Below are 17669 nucleotides of genomic sequence, written 5' to 3' on the forward strand. Positions count from 1 at the left end.
GGTGCAATGGTGGACGGAGTGCGAGCATGAGCGAAACTGGCAGCGTGACGGCGGCGGTGGCAACCGGCCCGCTGGACGGCCGGTTCTCTGCCACTGCTTCCGGCAAGCTTGGCGCCATTCCGCTGTGGCTGATCGAGGCACTGGGCTTTCTTGCGCTGTTCCTGATCACCCGCAGCTTCCTGTTCGGCAATCCCGTCGTCCATATCGACGAGCAGTTCTACCTGTTCGTGGCGGAGCGTATGCGCGAGGGCGCGACGGTCTATGTCGATATCTGGGACCGCAAGCCGATCGGGCTGTTCCTGCTCTATGAAGGGTTGGCAGCACTGCCGTTTGATCCGGTGATCGCCTACCAGATCGGCGCAGGGCTCAGCTTCACGCTGACCGCCATGGTCATCAGCCGCATCGCCCGCGAGATCGCCACACCGGCGGCAGCGTGGCAGGCTGGCGCGGCCTATATCCTGTTCATGCCCATCTTCAACGCCGGGATGGGTCAGGCACCGGTATTCTACAACCTGCTCGTGGCGATGGCGGCGTGGGGCGTGGTCGACAGCGTCAAGCGCCCCGAACACCCGCCGCTGATCTGGCGCGGCTGCCTCGTCATGCTGCTGCTCGGGCTCGCCATCCAGATCAAGTACACCGTGATCTTCGAAGGCGCGGCGTTTGGCCTGATCCTTCTGGCGCGGGGCTTTGCCGATGTGTGGTCATGGCGCAAGCTGGCGGGAACCGCAGCGCTGTGGATCGCCATCGCGCTGCTGCCGACGCTGGCCGCGCTTGCCTGGTATGCCAAGCTCGGTCAGCTCGACGCCTTCGTCTATGCCAATTTCGTCTCGATCTTCGAGCGCGGTTCCGATGGCTGGCGATCGTGGTGGCGCCTCGCCAAGGAAGTGGTTGTGCTGACGCCGTTCTGGCTGGCCATCTTCCGCGCACCGAAGGTGTTCGATACCGGCACTTCCGCCAGTGCGGCAAGCCTGCGCGTCCTGCGCGTGTGGGCAATCGCTGCGGTCTCCGGATTCCTGCTGCTGGGGACGTGGTACGATCATTACGTCTCGCCGCTGCTCATGCCCCTGGCCGTTCTGGCCGCCCCGGCCCTCGCCCGCACCAGGGACGGCGAGCGCTGGTATGGGCGCCTGCTGCTCGGCTTCGGCGCCGTGGCCGGCGTGGTGGTCATGGCCTATCAGTACAACCAGCACGGCACCACGCGGCAGTACGAAGCCATGAACGCCGCAATCGCGCAGGAGATGCATGGCGGCTGCCTGTTCATCTATGAAGGCGAGATGGCGTTCTATCGCACCACCAACAGCTGCCTGCCGACGACGCGCATCTTCCCGAACCACCTCAACACCTACATCGAGGCCCCGGCAATCGGCGTCGATCCGTCAGCGGAACTCGCGAAAATCCTCGCCAGCAAGCCCGACGTGATCGTCATGCGCGGGCCGCACAAGAAGCTCTACCTGCCGAACATGGACACGCGGCGGATGATCAAGGCCGATCTCGCCCGCAACTACGAACGCTACGCCCGCGTACCACTGGGCAACAAGGAATACTGGCTCTACCGGCCGCGCCGTTGAGCGCGGCCGGTCAGCCGTTCATTCGGCGGACTTTGCCGCCTTCTTCGCAGGTGCCTTCTTGGCCGCCGGCTTTTTGGTAGCGTCCTTCTTGGGCGCTGCCTTCTTCGCCGGAGCCTTCTTCGCGCCCTTCTTGCCCTTGGCCGGGCCCTTGGCCGCACGTTCGTCGATAAGCACGATGGCTTCTTCGAGCGTCAGCGATTCAGGCTGCTTGTCCTTGGGCAGCGTGGCGTTGGTCGTGCCATCGGTGACGTAGGGGCCGTAGCGCCCGGCCATCAGCTTGATCTCGCCACCCGAAGTCGGATGGGCGCCGAAGACCTTGAGCGGCTCCGCAGCCGTGCGCGCCCCGCGTGCGCCCGCCCCTGCCGCCGCAGCGGCAAGATGCATCACGGCGGCATTCATGCCGGTTTCGAACACCTCTGCCGTCGAACGCAGGCGGGCATACTTGCCGTCATGGGCTAGATAAGGGCCATAACGCCCGATGCTGGCCGTGATCGGCTTGCCGCTTTCCGGGTGCGTGCCAACCTCGCGCGGGAGCGAAAGCAGCTTGAGCGCCCACTCCAGATTGAGTTCGCCCCCCAACTGCTCCAGAACATCCTTGGGGATGGACGCACGCTTGGCTTCCTTGCCCTCGCCCAGCTGGATGTAGGGGCCAAAGCGCCCGGCCTTGCGCACCACGTCTTCCCCGGTCACCGGGTCCTTGCCAAGCACCCCGTCCTCACCGCCGTCGCCATCCGTGCCGCCGGGCTGGGCAAACTTGCGGGTGTACTTGCACTCGGGGTAGTTCGAGCAGGCGACGAATGCGCCATAACGGCCACCGCGCAATGACAAACGGCCCGCCTCGCACTTGGGGCACAGGCGGGGATCCTTGCCGTCTTCACGCGGCGGGAACAGATAGTCGGAGAGGAATTCGTCAAGCTCGGCGGTCACCTCGCTCGGCTTCTTCTCCATCACCTCGTCGGACTTGGGCTTGAAGTCGCGCCAGAACTCGGCGAGCACCTTCTTCCATTCGGCCCGGCCGCCGGAAACGTCGTCGAGTTCCTCTTCCATGCCCGCCGTGAACTCATAGGCCACGTAGCGGTTGAAGAAGCGCTCAAGGAACGACGTGAGAAGTCGCCCGGATTCCTCTGCAAAGAAACGGTTTTTCTCGGTCCGGACGTAGTTGCGATCCTTCAGGACCTGCAGCGTCGCAGCATACGTGGAAGGACGCCCGATGCCGAGCTCCTCGAGCCGCTTGACCAGGCTGGCTTCCGAATAGCGCGGCGGTGGCTGGGTAAAGTGCTGCGTTGCGTCAACGCCGCGCTTGGCCGGAGTGTCGCCCTTGTTCAGCGATGGCAGGAGGCTGCCGTCCTCGTCGTCGCCATCGGCCTTCTGGTCGCGCCCTTCCTCGTAGACGGCGAGGAAGCCGGGGAACTTCACCACCTGCCCAGTCGCACGCAGTTCGTGCTTGCCGGTGCCGTCGCGCAGCGTGACGCTGGTACGTTCGATGTTTGCCGATGCCATCTGGCTGGCCATCGCGCGCTTGTAGATCAGATCATAAAGCCGCGCCTCGTCGCCCGAGCCATAGCGGTCCTTCGAGAAATCGGTGGGCCGGATCGCTTCATGTGCCTCCTGAGCATTCTTGGCCTTGGTCTCGTAATGACGCGGTTTTTCCGGAAGGTAATGCCCGTCATAGCGGTCCGAGATGGCCTTGCGCGCAGCCGAGATCGCACTCGGGTCCATCTGCACGCCATCGGTACGCATGTAGGTGATCGCGCCCGCTTCATAGAGCGTCTGCGCCACCCGCATGGTGTGGCTGGCCGAGAAGCCAAGCTTGCGCGCCGCTTCCTGCTGCAGGGTCGAGGTGGTGAACGGCGGATAGGGATTGCGGCGGGTCGGCTTGGTTTCGACCTCTTCGACGCGGAACGTCCCGGCCTCGACCACGGCCTTGGCCTTCATTGCAGCGCCTTCGTCGCCCAGCGTCAGCTTGTCGAGCTTCTGCCCGTCGAACTTGACGAGGCGCGCGGCAAACTCGGTGCCGCCCTGCTCGAGCCGCGCGATGACGGACCAGTATTCCTGAGCCTTGAACGCCTCGATCTCGCGCTCGCGCTCGACAATCAGGCGCAGCGCCACCGACTGCACGCGACCTGCCGACTTCGCGCCGGGCAGCTTGCGCCACAGCACCGGCGACAGGGTGAAGCCGAACAGGTAATCGAGCGCGCGGCGGGCGAGGTAGGCATCGATCAGATCCTGATCGAGTTCACGCGGCCGCTGCATCGCCTCGGTCACCGTCTGCTTGGTGATCGCGTTGAAGGTGACACGCTCCACTTCCTTCGGAAGCGCCTTACGTTTCTTCAGCAACTCCCTGACATGCCACGAAATTGCTTCGCCCTCGCGATCAGGGTCAGTCGCCAGGATCAGGCGGTCGGCATCCTTGGCCGCGTCGCTGATCGCCTTCACCCGCGATTGCTTGTCGCCATAAAGCTCCCAGTCCATCGCGAAATCCTCGTCCGGGCGGACAGAACCGTCCTTGACCGGAAGATCGCGAATGTGACCGTAGGAGGCGAGAACCTTGTAGCCGGGGCCGAGGTACTTCTCGATGGTCTTGGCCTTGGCCGGGGATTCAACAATGACAAGCTGCATGGCGATGAAAAGCAGTCCTTACGTGTACGTGTGCGCGAGGGTGGGGACTGGCAGCGCGGTTCGTCAAGGGTAACGACGGGCTGCCGAAGAAAGTGGCGTCAGGCGAACACGTCCTCATACTGCGCCCCGCCGGCAGCAAGCGAACGATAGACCGCCACGGCGATCAGGATGCCGGCAATCCCCAGAAGGCTCCCCGCCCCGTTGATCACGAGCGAGGAGGCGACCCCCTGCCCTTCAGCGCCCGTCGCCGCCGAGGCCACACCGATCCCGCCAAGCAGCATCACGAAAAACAGGACATAGGCGAGATAGACGACGGCAATCGACCACACGCTGCTCCGCGTCGCCTCCCAGCTGCGCGATAGAGCCTGGCTGGCCGTCACGCCCTCCGCCACGATGATCGGCGAAACCATCGACCAGCGCGCAAGGAGATAGAGCCCGGGCACGAAAAGCAGGACAAAACCGAGGCCGACGCCCAGCGTGGTCAGGATGTTCGCCCCGAACATGGCGCCGTAGGACCGCGACCACACGGTCATCAGGCCTTCGCTGCGCAGGATCTGCTCGGTCACGCGATAGGTGACGAAGAAGTTCACGATGCCGGCAATGAAAGTGCCGAAAGCCACGCCTTCGCCCTCTCCCAGCACGAGATCGAGGATGACCTGCAAAACCGTCATGAAGCCCGCAGCCAGGGCGCAGACTCCGACGTGGCGCCTGGCCAGCTCACTGATGGCTCCGAAGATTTCGCCCGCCGAAACCCTGATCTGTCCTTGCATACGGTGCCTTGTCCTCTGTTCTACCCCGCGAGCGAAACGCGTCCCGCTGCGTGACGGACCAACCTGCCCGCCAGTTCCAATTCGAGCAAGGCCATCTGCACCGCCCCTGCGCTTGCCCCGCTCTGCCGGATCAGTTCGTCTACCGCGACAGGAGCCAGCGTCAGAAGTCCGGCCACATCCACCGGCTCATCTTCTGCCCCCGCGCCATACTCCGGCGCATGTTCGCGGAAGGTCGAGCGTGGCTGGCCGGTGAAGCCGACAAGCAGTTCCACCACGTCCTCCGGCCGCTGCACCAGAATCGCCCCGTCGCGGATGAGCTGGTTGCAGCCGTGGCTGCGACTGTCGAGCGGTGAGCCGGGAATGGCCATGACCTCGCGCCCCGCCTCAGCCGCCAGCCTTGCGGTGATCAAGGAGCCGGACTTGGGCGCAGCCTCGACTACCAGCGTGCCGGTGGCGAGACCGGCAATTATGCGGTTGCGGTGCGGGAAGTGGCGCGCGAGAGGCTCGGTCCCCGGTGGCATTTCGGCGATCAGCAGGCCCTCGGTTGCCACCTGCTCCTGCAGTTCGACGTTCTCGGGCGGGTAGCTGACGTCGATGCCGCTGGCGATCACGCCCACAGTGCCGCCGCCATCCCCCATCCCCGCCAGTGCCCCGCGATGCGCCGCCGCATCGATCCCGCGCGCCAGTCCGGAAATCACGGCGTAACCCTGCCCCGCCAGCGCCGTGGCAAAATCGCGCGAGAGCTTCACCGCCGCGGCCGAGGCGTTGCGTGCGCCGACCACGGCGATCGAGGGGCGCTGCAGAAGCGCAGTGTCGCCCCGCACGGTCAGGATCGGCGGGGGACTGTCGAGTTCAGCCAGCAGCACGGGATAATCCGCGCTGTCATGAAACAGATAGCGCCCGCCCACCTTGCGCAGCGCGGCGATCTCCCGCTCGATCCGCTCTGGCGGAGCAGGCCGGTACGGCGCCCCGCCGCGCGCTGCCAGATCGGGCAAAGCCTCGAGCGCCGCACTCGCCGTGCCGAACCGGCGCAAAAGCTGGTTGTAGCTGACCGGCCCGATATTGGGCGAACGCAGCAGCCGGATGCGGGCGAAGGCCTCGTCTCGCGAAAGCGTGGCCTGCGCCGCCTCGCTCACTTCTTGCTGCCGACCTTGGGTTCGGTTCCGGCGCGAAGGCGGGCGATGTTCTCCCGGTGCAGGAACAGCACCAGCAGCGCCAGCAATGCCAGCACCGGCACATAGGCGGTGAAGCCCAGGGCGAGTGCTGCAATCGGCGCCGCAACCGCCGCGCTCATCCCGCCAAGCGAGGAAATGCGGCTGGCGAACAGCACGCCGAGCCACACCAGCGCATAGGCAAGCCCGATCTGCCAGGCGAGGCCCAGCGATATCCCCATCATCGTCGCCACGCCCTTGCCGCCCTTGAACTTGAGCCATAGCGGGAAGCAGTGCCCCAGCACCGCCGCGAGCGCCGCCAGCGGCTCTGCCGATGGCCAGAAATGGCGGGCGATCAGGACCGCTGCCAGCCCCTTGCCCATGTCCAGCAGCAGCGTCGCCGCCGCCACGCCCTTCTTGCCGGTGCGCAGCACATTAGTCGCACCGATGTTGCCAGAGCCGATGGCGCGCAGATCGCCGCCTCCGGTCAAGCGCGTGAGGATCAGGCCGAAGGGCACGGAGCCGAGCAGATAGCCGACGAGCAAGGGCATAAGCGTTTCCACAGGCCGCTCATATCCTCTCCGGACACAAAAGCGAAAGAGGCCACTTCCCATTTTGCCGCCATTCCCGATACAAGCCCGGTAAATGACGCCTTCACCTTCCCCTGATCCCGCCGCGCCTCTGCTTCTGTTCGATTCGGGCGTCGGCGGGCTGTCGGTGCTCGCCAAGGTGCGCAAGGCCCTCCCCCAGGCCCCGGTGATCTATGTCGCCGACAATGCCGGCCTGCCCTATGGCGACAAGACCGAGGCGCAGATCGCCGCGCGCGTGTCCGGCCTGCTCGGCCGCCTGACCGAGCGCCTGCGTCCGCGCCTCGTCTGCATCGCCTGCAACACCGCATCGACCATCGCGCTCGCTGCGGTGCGCGAGGTCCTGGAGGTGCCGATCGTCGGCACGGTTCCCGCCATCAAGCCGGCTGCCGCCATGACCAGGACCGGCGTCATCGGTCTGCTCGGCACGAAGGCGACCATTCGGCAGGCTTATGTCGACCGGCTCGAGGCAGAATTCGCGCACGACAAGCTGCTCCTGCGCCACGGCGCGCCCGAACTGGTCGCCGCAGCCGAAGCCAAGCTGCGCGGCGAGAGCGTCGACGAAGCCATCTACGCGCAGGCCGCACAGGCCCTGCGCGACCAGCCCGGCGGAGACCGCATCGACACGGTCGTGCTGGCCTGCACGCACTTCCCGCTGGTGCAGGAAGAGCTTGACCGCGCGTTCGGCCGCGGCGTCCGCTTCATCGATGGCTCGGACGGTATCGCCCGCCGGATCGCCTACCTCACCGAGGGCCAGCAATGGCAGCGCGACAAGCCGGACCTTGCGCTGTTCACCCGCGGCGGGGACGATGTAGACTCGCTCCGGCCTGCACTGGCGGCGCAGGGACTTGAACGGGTCGAGACGTTTTGACCGCAATGCACGATCGGGGGACGCGCCTTGGGTAAGATCTCGAAGTTCATGATCGTGCTGCTGGCACTGCTGGCGCTCGGCTACTACTGGCTGCTGGTCAACGCAGGGCCGGCGAACGCCCCCGCGCGGACCATCGACATTGCCGCGATCCGCCGCGCTGCCGATGCTCTTCCCGGCGAGAAGCCCACCGCCGTGACATTCGCGCCGATGGCCCTGCGCCATATTCCGGGTGCGGCCTTGGCAGCCGGGACGGGGCTGCGCCAGGTCACCTCCGGCGTGATCACGTGGCGGCTTGAGACCGCTGGCGGCGGCATCGTGATAGACCCCGGCCTGTCAGAGGCCGACGCGCACAGCATGGGCTTCAAGTTCTATGACCGTCGCGCCCGCGCTCTGGTCGACCGGTGGATGGACCAGGCAAACATGATCCTGTTCACCCACGCCCACGTCGATCACGTCGGCGGCTTCCTCGACCATCCCCGGTTCGAGAGCATCGTCGGCAAGGCGGTCGTCTCGGAAGGCATGGTGGGCAACATCAACGGCCTCTGGCGCGAGAACGCCCGCCTGCTCGACCAGCCTCGCAAGCTTGGCCCGATCGAGGCGGTCGCCCCGGGCGTTGTCCTCATCCAGGCGCCGGGACACACGCCCGCTTCGGAAATGATCTACGTACGGCTGGCATCGGGGCGCGAGTACCTGTTCGCAGGCGATACCGTCTCGCTTTCGGTCAACGCGGAGATTCCCACGCCACGCTCGCGCCTTGTCGCCGACTGGCTTGCGCCCGAGGACCGGCCCGCCGTGATCGGCTGGCTCAAGGGCCTCAAGGCCCTGAAAGAAAAGAACCCGGACCTCGTCATCGTGCCGTCGCACGATGCGGACTGGCTTGCAGCGAACGGCGATGCAAACGGGATCGCCATGGCAAAGGAACTGCGTCAGCTCGCCGAAACCAAATAGCTCCGACTTTCGGGCAGTTACCCCAAATCCTGCTGGCAATGCGAATTGAACAGGCGTAGAAGCCGCCCATTCGCCGGTGGCCCAACGGGATCGGGCCTCGGAAGCGCGGATGCGCTTTCGTTGCAGGAAGGAGCGGCGGGGTGAATTACGATCAGATTTTTGATTCTGCGATCGAGCGTCTGCACTCCGAAGGTCGCTACCGCGTTTTCATCGACATCCTCCGCAACAAGGGCGCCTACCCCAACGCGCGCTGCTTTGCCGGCCATAACGGCCCGAAGCCGATCACGGTGTGGTGCTCGAACGACTACCTCGCCATGGGCCAGCACCCCAAGGTCATCGCCGCCATGGAAGAGGCGCTGCACAACGTCGGCGCCGGCTCGGGCGGCACGCGCAACATCGGCGGCAACACGCACTACCATATCGAGCTTGAGGCCGAACTGGCCGACCTGCACGGCAAGGAAGGCGCGCTGCTGTTCACCAGCGGCTACGTCTCGAACGACGCCACGCTGTCGACGCTCGCCAAGATCCTGCCGGGCTGCGTGATCTTCTCGGACGAACTGAACCACGCCTCGATGATCGCGGGCATCCGCAATTCGGGCGCCGAAAAGAAGGTGTTCCGTCACAACGACGTCGAGCATCTCGAGGAGCTTCTGGCCGAGACCGATCCGAACGTGCCCAAGCTGATCGCGTTCGAATCCGTCTATTCGATGGACGGCGACGTCGCTCCGATCCACGCGATCTGCGACCTTGCCGAGAAGTACAACGCCCTCACCTACATCGACGAGGTCCACGCCGTCGGCATGTACGGCCCACGCGGCGGCGGCATCACCGATCGTGACGAAGCGGCCCACCGCATCGACATCATCGAGGGCACGCTGGGCAAGGCCTTCGGCGTCATGGGCGGCTACATTGCGGCCGATCGCAAGATCATCGACGTGATCCGCTCCTATGCCCCCGGCTTCATCTTCACCACATCGCTCTCGCCGGTGCTGGTCGCAGGCGTCCTCGCTTCGGTCCGCCACCTCAAGGCTTCGAGCGAGGAGCGCGAAGGCCAGCAGGCCGCCGCCGCCTACCTCAAGCAGGCCTTTGCCGAAGCAGGCCTGCCGGTCATGCCGTCGACGACCCACATCGTCCCGCTGATGGTCGGCGATCCGGTGCGGGCAAAGAAGATCGCCGACATCCTGCTCGCCGAATACGGCGTCTACGTGCAACCGATCAATTTCCCCACCGTCCCGCGTGGCACGGAGCGCCTGCGCTTTACCCCCGGCCCCTCGCACACCGAAGCGATGATGGACGAGCTGACCGAGGCGCTGGTCGAGATCTGGCAGCGCATGGAACTGGAAATCCGGAAGGCCGCCTGATCCGGCGCTTTCGGAAGCTGAAAAGCCCTCCCCTCGTCCGGGAGGGCTTTTTCGTTGGGCTTGCCTTTCACACGCGCCGCGCTACCCTTAACCGACCAATTAAATTTCGGGAGAGTGCATGTCGGTTCCGTCCTACGACGAAGTGGTCCTCGGTCGCCGCTCGATCCGCGGCTATCTCGAAAAGCCCGTACCGCGCGCGCTGATCGAGGAAATCCTGACCATGGCAATGCGCTCGCCCACCTCGATGAACACCCAGCCCTGGCACTTCCACGTCGTCACCGGAGAGCCGCTCGACCGCATTCGCAAGGGCAACACCGAACGCATCCTCGCAGGCGAGCCCGACAGCCGCGAATTCCGCAAGGGCAGCCCCTTCGCTGGCGTCCACCGTGATCGGCAGGTCGAAGTTGCCAAGCAGCTTTTCGGCGCGATGGGCATTGCCCGTGACGACGCCCCCGCTCGCCAGGACTGGGTCCTGCGCGGCTTCCGCCAGTTCGACGCGCCGGTCTGCGTGATCGTCACCTACGACCGCGAACTGTCCGGCAGCGACGACACCGCCTTCGATTGCGGCGCGGTCACCACTGCGCTCGTCAACGCCGCCTGGTCGCGCGGCCTTGGCTGCGTGATCAACTCGCAAGGCATCATGCAATCCCCCGTCGTGCGCGAACACGCGGGCATCCCTGACGATCAGGTGATCATGAAGGCCGTGGCCCTCGGCTGGCCCGATCCGGATTTCCCCGCCAACGCCGTGGTGAGCAACCGCAAGAGCGTAGAGGAGGCTGCGAGGTTCGTCGGGTTCTGACGCAACGAAAAAGGCCCCACCTCGCGGCAGGGCCTTCTCCAATTCACGCAACCACAGCCAATGTCAGCGCAGCGAAACCACGTTGTCCGACACGCGCGGATCGCGGCGGTCGCCACGGTACTGGCTCGACATCGGCTCATCGGTCACTTCGAACACTTCCGTCGCGCCAAAGCCGTTGAACGCCGTCTTCATCGCCGCGCCATAAGCGCCGAGCATGCCGATCTCGATGTAATCGCCGACCTTCATGTCCACCGGCAGTTCGAACGGACCTTCCATGTGGTCCATGTCGTCGCAGGTCGGGCCGTAGAAGCTGAACGGCTCCATCTCGATCTCGGTCTCGACATCGTTGGCCACCTCGTCGCGCAGCACGCGCACCGGGAAGCGCCAGCCGACATGGGCCGCATCGAACAGCGCGCCATAGGCACCGTCGTTGATGTACAGCTCGGCACCGCGGCGGCGTTCAACGCGCACGATCATCGAGTTGTATTCCGCACACAGCGCACGGCCCGGCTCGCACCACAGCTCTGCCGAGTACGAAACCGGCAGCGATTCATAGGTACGGTCGATCACGCCGAAGTAGTCCTCAAGCGGCGGCGGTTCCATGCCCGGGTAGATCGACGGGAAGCCACCGCCGACGTCGATGATGTCGACCAGAACCGAAGCATCGACGATCGCCGCGCGGACGCGCTCCAGCGCCTGCACATAGGCATGCGGGCTCATCGACTGGCTGCCGACGTGGAAGCACACGCCCAGCGAGTCCGCCACCTGGCGGGTCGCCTGCAGCAGTTCCGCGGCATTGGCCAGATCACAGCCGAACTTCGAAGCAAGGCTCAGCTCCGAATACTCCGAAGAGACGCGCAGGCGCACGCACAGCGTCAGATCTTCGGGAACGTTGCCTTCGGCATCGGCAGTGGCTGCCTTGATCTTCTCCAGTTCCTCGATCGAATCGAGGCTGAACACGCGCACGCCATAACTGTGATAGGCGTCACGGATCGCCGCCGGAGCCTTCACCGGATGCATGAAGCACAGCACGGCTTCGGGCAGCGTCTCACGCACCAGGCGCACTTCCGCGATCGAGGCGACGTCATAGTGCGTCACGCCCGAATCCCACAGGACACGGAGCAGATCAGCCGACGGATTGGCCTTCACCGCGTACAGCGACTTGCCCGGAAACTTCTCGACGAAGAAGCGGGCAGCGCGCGCGGCGGCGTGCGGACGGTTCAAAATGGCGGGTTGTTCAGGCGCGGAGGCGCGAACTACAGCCAGTGCGTCAGGATGGATGTGCAACTCAAGGGACCCCCAAACGGAACGTTGAACGAAGCTGCCTTGCGGTTTGGAAGTCCCCATGGGGCAGCGAGAGGGGGTAAATAAGGCCCTGCGCATGAATCTCAAGTGAAAATAACGCTGCCCAAAAGACCTGTCAGGAAAATGAAACAATTCCAGACAGATCGCGGAAAATCAGGAACTTAAGCGTTCAGCCAGCGCAGCCCAGGCTGGCAACGAGAGCGGATCGTTGGCGCCGTTGGCGGCTGTCGGGTGCGATGCGAATCGTGCAACCGTCATTTCCGCCGCCGGATCGACCCACAAGGTCTGCCCATGGATGCCCCGCGCGGAGAAGCAGCCACGGTTGTTGTTGCTGATCCACCACTGGCTGCCATAGCTCCAGCCCGGCAGCTGCGGATAGCGATTGCGGTCGAAATGCGCAGGATCTCCGCCGTGCGTCGCGCGCTGCACCACGGCTTCGGGAATGACTCCCAGCCCGCCCAGCCGCATCGCCTCGCCAAACCGCGCAAGGTCCTCCAGCCGCAGGTTCAGCCCGCCCCCGGCAAAGGCTGTGCCCGCCTGATCGACGATCAGATCGGCATCGCCGGGCATACCCAGCGGCAGCCACAGGCGCTCGTTCAGCACATCGGCAAAGTGCTTCCCCTCGATCCGCGCGATCATCCACGCCAGCACTTCGGTGTTGGGCGTGCGATAGGTGAAGCCGACCCCATGCTCCCCGGCATTTCCGATCGCTGGCAGGTATGAGGCAAGATCGATCGGCCCGGCATAGTCCGCCGGACGCGGCGTCAGCCCGAGCGCCGCGCTATAGGCGCCGATGCCCGAATTGGGATCGGCATAGTCTTCGGAGAAATCGAGCGCGGTGGTCATGTCCAGCACCTGCCGGACCGTCGCATCGCCAAACCCGCTGCCAACAAGTTCGGGCAGGTAATCGGACGCCATTGCCGCAGGATCGAGCTTGCCCTCCTCCACCAGCATCTCGGCAATGGTGCCGACAAAGCTCTTGGTCACCGAGAAGGCGATGTGTCGCGTCTCTGGCCCGGTCACACCAAACCAGCGCTCGAACACCACCTTGCCGCGATGGAGGACGAGAATGCCGTCGGTGAAAGCCTGCGTGAGCGATTGCTCCAGCGTAACCGGCACCTCGTCATTCAGTGGAACGAAGCTGACCTGCGCCAACTGCTCGTCAATCGCCCGCTCGAATGGCCGGCCCTCGCCACCCGCAGCGACCCGACGCGAAGGCACGAACTGGCGCATGTTGGAATAGGACCAACGGATCATCGGAAAGCGCATGTGATCAGCGCGCGAGGCCAGCAGCAGCTTGTCCTTCGGCGGGGGCGAACCCTGCATCCAGCCCATTCGCACCGGATCGCTGGTCACCCCATCGAGCAGCTCGCCCGCCATCGCACTCTCCCGCCCACATTATTATCGGCAGGCAGCATGCCTCAGGAAAGCCGGTCGCGGAAGTCCTCGTAAGTGAAACCCTTCACCTTCTCGAGGGCATCGCTCTCGCTGTCCCACAGCCAGATCGAGGGCAGCGGCACGCCGTTGAAAGTCGTGGTCTTGACCATCGAATAGTGCGCCTGATCAAGGAACGCGAAGCGCGTCCCCGGCTCGGCCAGTCCCGGCATGCGATAATCGCCGATCACGTCGCCAGCGAGGCACGAAGGCCCGCCCAGCCGCACCGGAGCGCCACCCTCGCCGCCGTCCTCATACTCGTCAATCGGCAACTCGCCCAGCATCGCGGGGCGATAGGGCGCCTCGATCACGTCGGGCATGTGGCAGGTCGCCGAAATGTCGGTGATGCCAAGCTGCATCCCGTTCCAGTGCGTATCGAGCACCGTGCCGACCAGAATGCCCGCATCGAGCGCCACCGCCTCGCCCGGCTCGAGATATATCTCGCAACCGCTCCGCGCCTTCACCTCGCGCAGGAACGCGATCAGGTCCTCGCGCTGGTAGTCGGCGCGGGTGATGTGATGGCCACCGCCGAAGTTCAGCCACTTGAGCTGTCCAAAGTACGGCGCGATCCGCGCCTCCAGCGCCTGCCACGTGCGCTTGAGCGGTACGAAATCCTGTTCGCACAGCGTGTGGAAATGCAGGCCCGAAACCCCTTCCAGATGCTCGGGCAGCAACTGGTCCACCGGAAAGCCCAGACGCGAATGCGGCGCGCAAGGGTCATAGCGCGGCACCTCGCCCTCGGCATGAAGGGGATTGATCCGCAGGCCGATGTCGAACGCCTCACCCGCAGCCTTGGCCGCTGCAATCTCCCCGCCAAAGCGCGCATGCTGGCCCGGCGAGTTGAAGATCACATGGTCCGAAAGCCGCAGGATCTCGCCCATGTCCTCGGCCTTGTAGGCCGCACAATACGTCGCGATTTCGCCCGAGTAATGCTCCGCCGCCAGCTGCGCTTCCCACAGGCCGGACGTGCACACCCCGTCGAGATACTCCCCGACAATCGGCGCCACCTTCCACATCGAGAACGCCTTGAGCGCCGCCAGCACCTTGATCCCGGCCCGGTCGCGCACATCGGCCAGCACCGCCAGATTGGCCCGCAACTTCGCCGCATCGACCACGAACGCCGGACTATCCACCCGGCCCAAGTCAAACTGCGCAAACGCCCCCGGATCGCCGGCTCTGGTTTCCATTTTCATACCTCGGATTGGTTCACGCAGAGACGCGGAGCTAAATGTGATTTTCACGCAAAGACGCAAAGACGCAAAGACGCCAAGATGTCGCGAGCGCCGCCGGTTTCTGCTTTCGCATGGCACCGAGGATCGCTGAGGAGCGCCCCTTCGCCAAAAGCACAACCTCTTCGCGCCTTTGCGTCTTCGCGTGAGACAATTTTCTACTTCTCACTGCGTCTCTGCGTGAAACACAAAAATCAGAACGCCAGCGGACCCGCCAGTTCCTTCACCTGCCAGGGCAGACCGTGCTTGTTGAGCATGTCCATGTAGGGATCGGGATCGAACTGTTCCATGTTGAACACGCCCGCGCCGCTCCACACGCCCTGCACCATCATCGCCGCGCCGATCATGGCCGGAACGCCGGTGGTGTAGCTGACGGCCTGGTTGCCGGTCTCGCGATAGGCGTCCTCGTGGTCGCAGATATTGTAGATGTAGAAGGTCTTTTCCTCACCGTCCTTCAGACCGGTGGCGATGTCGCCGATGTTGGTCTTGCCCTTGGTCGTCGGGCCGAGGCTGGCAGGCTCGGGCAGCACGGCTTTCAGGAACTGAAGCGGGATGATTTCCTTGCCCTCGTAGATCACCGGATCGATCCGGGTCATGCCCACGTTCTGCAGCACGGTGAGGTGCGTGATATAGGCATCGCCGAAGGTCATCCAGAAGCGGATGCGCTCGATCTCGGGCAGGTGATGCGCGAGGCTTTCGAGTTCCTCATGGTACATCAGGTACATGTTCTTGGGGCCGACTTCCTCGAAGTCGAACTGCTGGCGGATGGTCAGCGCCGGGGTCTCGACCCACTCACCGTTGAGGTAGTGACGCGCAGGCGCGGTGACTTCGCGGATATTGATTTCCGGATTGAAGTTGGTGGCAAAGTGCTGCCCATGATCGCCGCCGTTGCAGTCCAGAATGTCGAGCGTGCGGATCGTGTCGAGCTTGTGCTTCTTGAGCCAGGTGGCGAAAACGCTGGTCACGCCCGGATCGAAGCCCGAACCCAGCAGCGCCATCAGGCCTGCCTGCTTGAACTTGTCCTGATAGGCCCACTGCCACGAATACTCGAACTTGGCCTCGTCGATCGGCTCGTAGTTCGCGGTGTCCATGTAGTTGACGCCCGCTGCAAGGCAGGCATCCATGATGTTGAGGTCCTGGTACGGCAGCGCCAGGTTCACCACCAGCACCGGCTTGACCTCGTTGATCAGCGCGGTCGTCGCGGCAACGTCATCGGCGTCGATCTGGTAGGTGTCGATGGTAACGCCGGTGCGCTCCTTCACGGATGCAGCGATAGCGTCACACTTGCTCTTGGTGCGGCTGGCCAGCGCGATGCCGGGGAAGATGTCCGAATTCATCGCCATCTTGTGGACCGCGACCGAGCCGACGCCGCCTGCGCCGATGACGAGAACTTTTGCCATGGTAACTCCAAATGCCATTTGTCCCGCCGCGTTCCAGACCCTTGGGCCGAACGCGCAGGACATTCATGGGAAGGCCCTTTAGAGTAGTGCCATGACAAACCCAAGTCCCGATATTGGCCCAAGTCCTTCTGTCGAAGCCCGCCAACCAACCCGTGAGGGCGTCCTCCGCGCGGCCGATAAGATTGCGCAACTCCTGCCGCAAACGCCGCTATTGCCGCTGGAACTGCCGAATGGCGGCACCGTCTGGTGCAAGGTCGAAAGCCTCCAGCCAGTTGGCGCGTTCAAAATCCGCGGCGCGTGGCACCGCCTGACCGACCTGACCGATGAAGAGCGCGCCAGCGGCGTCGTCGCCGTCTCAAGCGGCAATCACGCGCAAGGCGTGGCGTGGGCCGCTCGCAAGCTCGGCATCGCCGCCACCATTGTCATGCCCAACGACGCCCCGCAGGTGAAGCTCGCCGCAACCCGCGAACATGGGGCACAAGTCGTGCTCTACGACCGTCCCGGCGGCGAAGACCGCGATACCGTTGCCGCCAATCTCGTTGCGCAAACCGGCGCAACGCTGGTCCACGCCTATGGCGATCCGTGGGTGATCGAAGGCCAGGGCAGCGCCGGGATCGAACTTGCCGCGCAGCTGGAGTGCTTTGCTGACGGCGGGCCGACCCGTGTCGTCACACCTTGCGGCGGCGGCGGTCTCGCCTCCGGCCTCGCGCTCGCCCTGCCCGATGCCGAGATTGTCCCGGTAGAGCCCGAGGGCTGGGACGATGTCGCCCGTAGCCTTGCGACCGGCGTGATCCAGCGCGTCCCCCGCGATGCCCCCAAAACCGCCTGCGATGCCCTGCAGACGCCCGCAACGTTCCCGATCAACTTCGCCGTCATGTCCGCGCGCGGGCTGAAGGGACTTGGCGTCTCGGAGGAAGAGGTCCGTGCCGCGCAGCGCTACGCCTTCAGCAAACTCCGCCTGGTCATCGAACCCGGTGGCGCAGCAGGCCTTGCTGCGCTTCTCGCCGGAAAGGTCCCCGCCGACGGCCGCACCGCCGTGATCCTCTCAGGTGGCAACGTCGATCCCGCCGCCTTCGCCCATGTGATTGCGCAGCCGCTATAAGTTGCATTTGACAATCTAACCTCCAGCCAGCACTCTCCCGGCAAATCTCGGGGGAGATCTGAAATGCAGGCGCAAATCCTCACGCCAGCGGCCGTGCTCGTGCTGTGGTCGATCGTCATGCTGTTCTGGATGGCCGGAACGCGGCTGCCGGCGCTCAAGCAGAAGGGCGGCCTCGGCAAGGCAAAGCCCGGCGGGCGCGGACAGGACCTCGAAGGCGTACTGCCTGACGAGATCAACTGGAAAGCGCACAACTACAGCCATCTGATGGAACAGCCGACGCTGTTCTACGCAACGGTGATGATCCTCGCGATCATGGGCGCGGCCTCGCTCGATGTGGCGCTGGCCTGGGCCTATGTCGTCTTACGCATCGTCCACTCGATCTGGCAGGCCACGGTCAACCGCGTTCCGGTGCGCTTCACGCTGTTCCTGCTGTCCACGCTGTGCCTGATCGGCCTCGCCCTTCGCGCCCTGGGAGCAACGCTGGGGGGAGCGACGATGGGCCACGGATAATAACTTCAAAAGAGG

At 64.7% G+C, this 17669-nt stretch carries 15 protein-coding genes; 7 read left to right on the forward strand and 8 right to left on the reverse strand.

The genetic code is table 11. The features are described 5' to 3' along the window. The first annotated feature begins 26 nt into the window (after window positions 1-26). Window positions 27-1568, forward strand: a complete 1542-nt coding sequence (locus tag I2488_RS10310; RefSeq protein WP_196275720.1) for a hypothetical protein — start codon at window positions 27-29, stop codon at window positions 1566-1568. 18 nt (window positions 1569-1586) lie between these two features. On the opposite strand, the gene topA is transcribed toward I2488_RS10310, so the two are convergent. The 4 genes from topA to plsY form a co-directional block, all read right to left on the reverse strand. After that, window positions 1587-4187 carry a type I DNA topoisomerase gene (topA, locus tag I2488_RS10315; protein ID WP_196275721.1) on the reverse strand — a complete coding sequence of 867 codons (2601 nt, stop codon included), beginning with the start codon at window positions 4185-4187 and terminating at the stop codon, window positions 1587-1589. Between the two features lie 98 nt (window positions 4188-4285). After that, window positions 4286-4957, reverse strand: a complete 672-nt coding sequence (locus tag I2488_RS10320) for a glycerophosphoryl diester phosphodiesterase membrane domain-containing protein (RefSeq protein WP_196275722.1) — start codon at window positions 4955-4957, stop codon at window positions 4286-4288. Between the two features lie 20 nt (window positions 4958-4977). Next, the gene (gene dprA / locus I2488_RS10325) at window positions 4978-6093 is read right to left on the reverse strand and encodes a DNA-processing protein DprA (RefSeq protein WP_196275723.1); all 1116 of its coding nucleotides are present in this window, start codon (window positions 6091-6093) and stop codon (window positions 4978-4980) included. Continuing rightward, the gene (gene plsY / locus I2488_RS10330; RefSeq protein WP_196275899.1) at window positions 6090-6659 is read right to left on the reverse strand and encodes a glycerol-3-phosphate 1-O-acyltransferase PlsY; all 570 of its coding nucleotides are present in this window, start codon (window positions 6657-6659) and stop codon (window positions 6090-6092) included. Before plsY ends, dprA begins: the two co-directional genes overlap by 4 nt. A 94-nt stretch (window positions 6660-6753) precedes the next feature. Between plsY and murI the strand changes: the two genes are divergently transcribed. The 4 genes from murI (at window position 6754) to I2488_RS10350 (ending at window position 10674) form a co-directional block, all read left to right on the forward strand. After that, window positions 6754-7566, forward strand: coding sequence for a glutamate racemase (murI, locus tag I2488_RS10335; RefSeq protein WP_196275724.1), 813 nt, complete (start codon window positions 6754-6756; stop codon window positions 7564-7566). Window positions 7567-7593: 27 nt separating this feature from the next. Further along, the gene (locus tag I2488_RS10340) at window positions 7594-8514 is read left to right on the forward strand and encodes an MBL fold metallo-hydrolase (protein WP_196275725.1); all 921 of its coding nucleotides are present in this window, start codon (window positions 7594-7596) and stop codon (window positions 8512-8514) included. Window positions 8515-8654: 140 nt separating this feature from the next. Continuing rightward, complete coding sequence (gene hemA, locus I2488_RS10345) at window positions 8655-9875, forward strand: 5-aminolevulinate synthase (RefSeq protein WP_196275726.1); 1221 nt, start codon at window positions 8655-8657, stop codon at window positions 9873-9875. 118 nt (window positions 9876-9993) lie between these two features. Continuing rightward, window positions 9994-10674 carry a nitroreductase gene (locus tag I2488_RS10350; RefSeq protein ID WP_196275727.1) on the forward strand — a complete coding sequence of 227 codons (681 nt, stop codon included), beginning with the start codon at window positions 9994-9996 and terminating at the stop codon, window positions 10672-10674. Between the two features lie 63 nt (window positions 10675-10737). Here I2488_RS10350 and I2488_RS10355 read toward each other — a convergent pair whose 3' ends face one another. From I2488_RS10355 to I2488_RS10370, 4 genes are all read right to left on the reverse strand, one after another. Next, a complete protein-coding gene (locus I2488_RS10355; protein ID WP_196275728.1) occupies window positions 10738-11961 on the reverse strand; it encodes a type III PLP-dependent enzyme in 1224 nt (407 codons plus the stop codon). 171 nt (window positions 11962-12132) lie between these two features. After that, a complete protein-coding gene (locus I2488_RS10360; RefSeq protein ID WP_196275729.1) occupies window positions 12133-13359 on the reverse strand; it encodes a serine hydrolase domain-containing protein in 1227 nt (408 codons plus the stop codon). Between the two features lie 41 nt (window positions 13360-13400). Continuing rightward, window positions 13401-14600, reverse strand: a complete 1200-nt coding sequence (locus tag I2488_RS10365) for a carboxynorspermidine decarboxylase (RefSeq protein WP_196275730.1) — start codon at window positions 14598-14600, stop codon at window positions 13401-13403. Window positions 14601-14836: 236 nt separating this feature from the next. Continuing rightward, the gene (locus I2488_RS10370) at window positions 14837-16042 is read right to left on the reverse strand and encodes a saccharopine dehydrogenase family protein (protein WP_196275731.1); all 1206 of its coding nucleotides are present in this window, start codon (window positions 16040-16042) and stop codon (window positions 14837-14839) included. Window positions 16043-16133: 91 nt separating this feature from the next. On the opposite strand from I2488_RS10370, the gene I2488_RS10375 reads away from it, so the two are divergent. Beyond that, window positions 16134-17144 carry a threonine ammonia-lyase gene (locus tag I2488_RS10375; RefSeq protein WP_196275732.1) on the forward strand — a complete coding sequence of 337 codons (1011 nt, stop codon included), beginning with the start codon at window positions 16134-16136 and terminating at the stop codon, window positions 17142-17144. A gap of 63 nt (window positions 17145-17207) precedes the next feature. Continuing rightward, a complete protein-coding gene (locus tag I2488_RS10380; protein ID WP_196275733.1) occupies window positions 17208-17654 on the forward strand; it encodes an MAPEG family protein in 447 nt (148 codons plus the stop codon). The last annotated feature ends 15 nt before the right edge of the window (window positions 17655-17669 follow it).

This window comes from Novosphingobium jiangmenense (assembly GCF_015694345.1).
GTDB classification, from domain to species: Bacteria; Pseudomonadota; Alphaproteobacteria; order Sphingomonadales; family Sphingomonadaceae; genus Novosphingobium; species Novosphingobium jiangmenense.

Bases quoted from the DNA above. Each gene is read 5' to 3' on its own strand.
- I2488_RS10310 (WP_196275720.1), top strand. From the start codon at position 27: ATGAGCGAAACTGGCAGCGTGACGGCGGCGGTGGCAACCGGCCCGCTG.
- topA (WP_196275721.1), bottom strand. From the start codon at position 4,187: ATGCAGCTTGTCATTGTTGAATCCCCGGCCAAGGCCAAGACCATCGAG.
- I2488_RS10320 (WP_196275722.1), bottom strand. From the start codon at position 4,957: ATGCAAGGACAGATCAGGGTTTCGGCGGGCGAAATCTTCGGAGCCATC.
- plsY (WP_196275899.1), bottom strand. From the start codon at position 6,659: ATGCCCTTGCTCGTCGGCTATCTGCTCGGCTCCGTGCCCTTCGGCCTG.
- murI (WP_196275724.1), top strand. From the start codon at position 6,754: ATGACGCCTTCACCTTCCCCTGATCCCGCCGCGCCTCTGCTTCTGTTC.
- I2488_RS10350 (WP_196275727.1), top strand. From the start codon at position 9,994: ATGTCGGTTCCGTCCTACGACGAAGTGGTCCTCGGTCGCCGCTCGATC.
- I2488_RS10360 (WP_196275729.1), bottom strand. From the start codon at position 13,359: ATGGCGGGCGAGCTGCTCGATGGGGTGACCAGCGATCCGGTGCGAATG.
- I2488_RS10365 (WP_196275730.1), bottom strand. From the start codon at position 14,600: ATGGAAACCAGAGCCGGCGATCCGGGGGCGTTTGCGCAGTTTGACTTG.
- I2488_RS10370 (WP_196275731.1), bottom strand. From the start codon at position 16,042: ATGGCAAAAGTTCTCGTCATCGGCGCAGGCGGCGTCGGCTCGGTCGCG.
- I2488_RS10375 (WP_196275732.1), top strand. From the start codon at position 16,134: ATGACAAACCCAAGTCCCGATATTGGCCCAAGTCCTTCTGTCGAAGCC.
- I2488_RS10380 (WP_196275733.1), top strand. From the start codon at position 17,208: ATGCAGGCGCAAATCCTCACGCCAGCGGCCGTGCTCGTGCTGTGGTCG.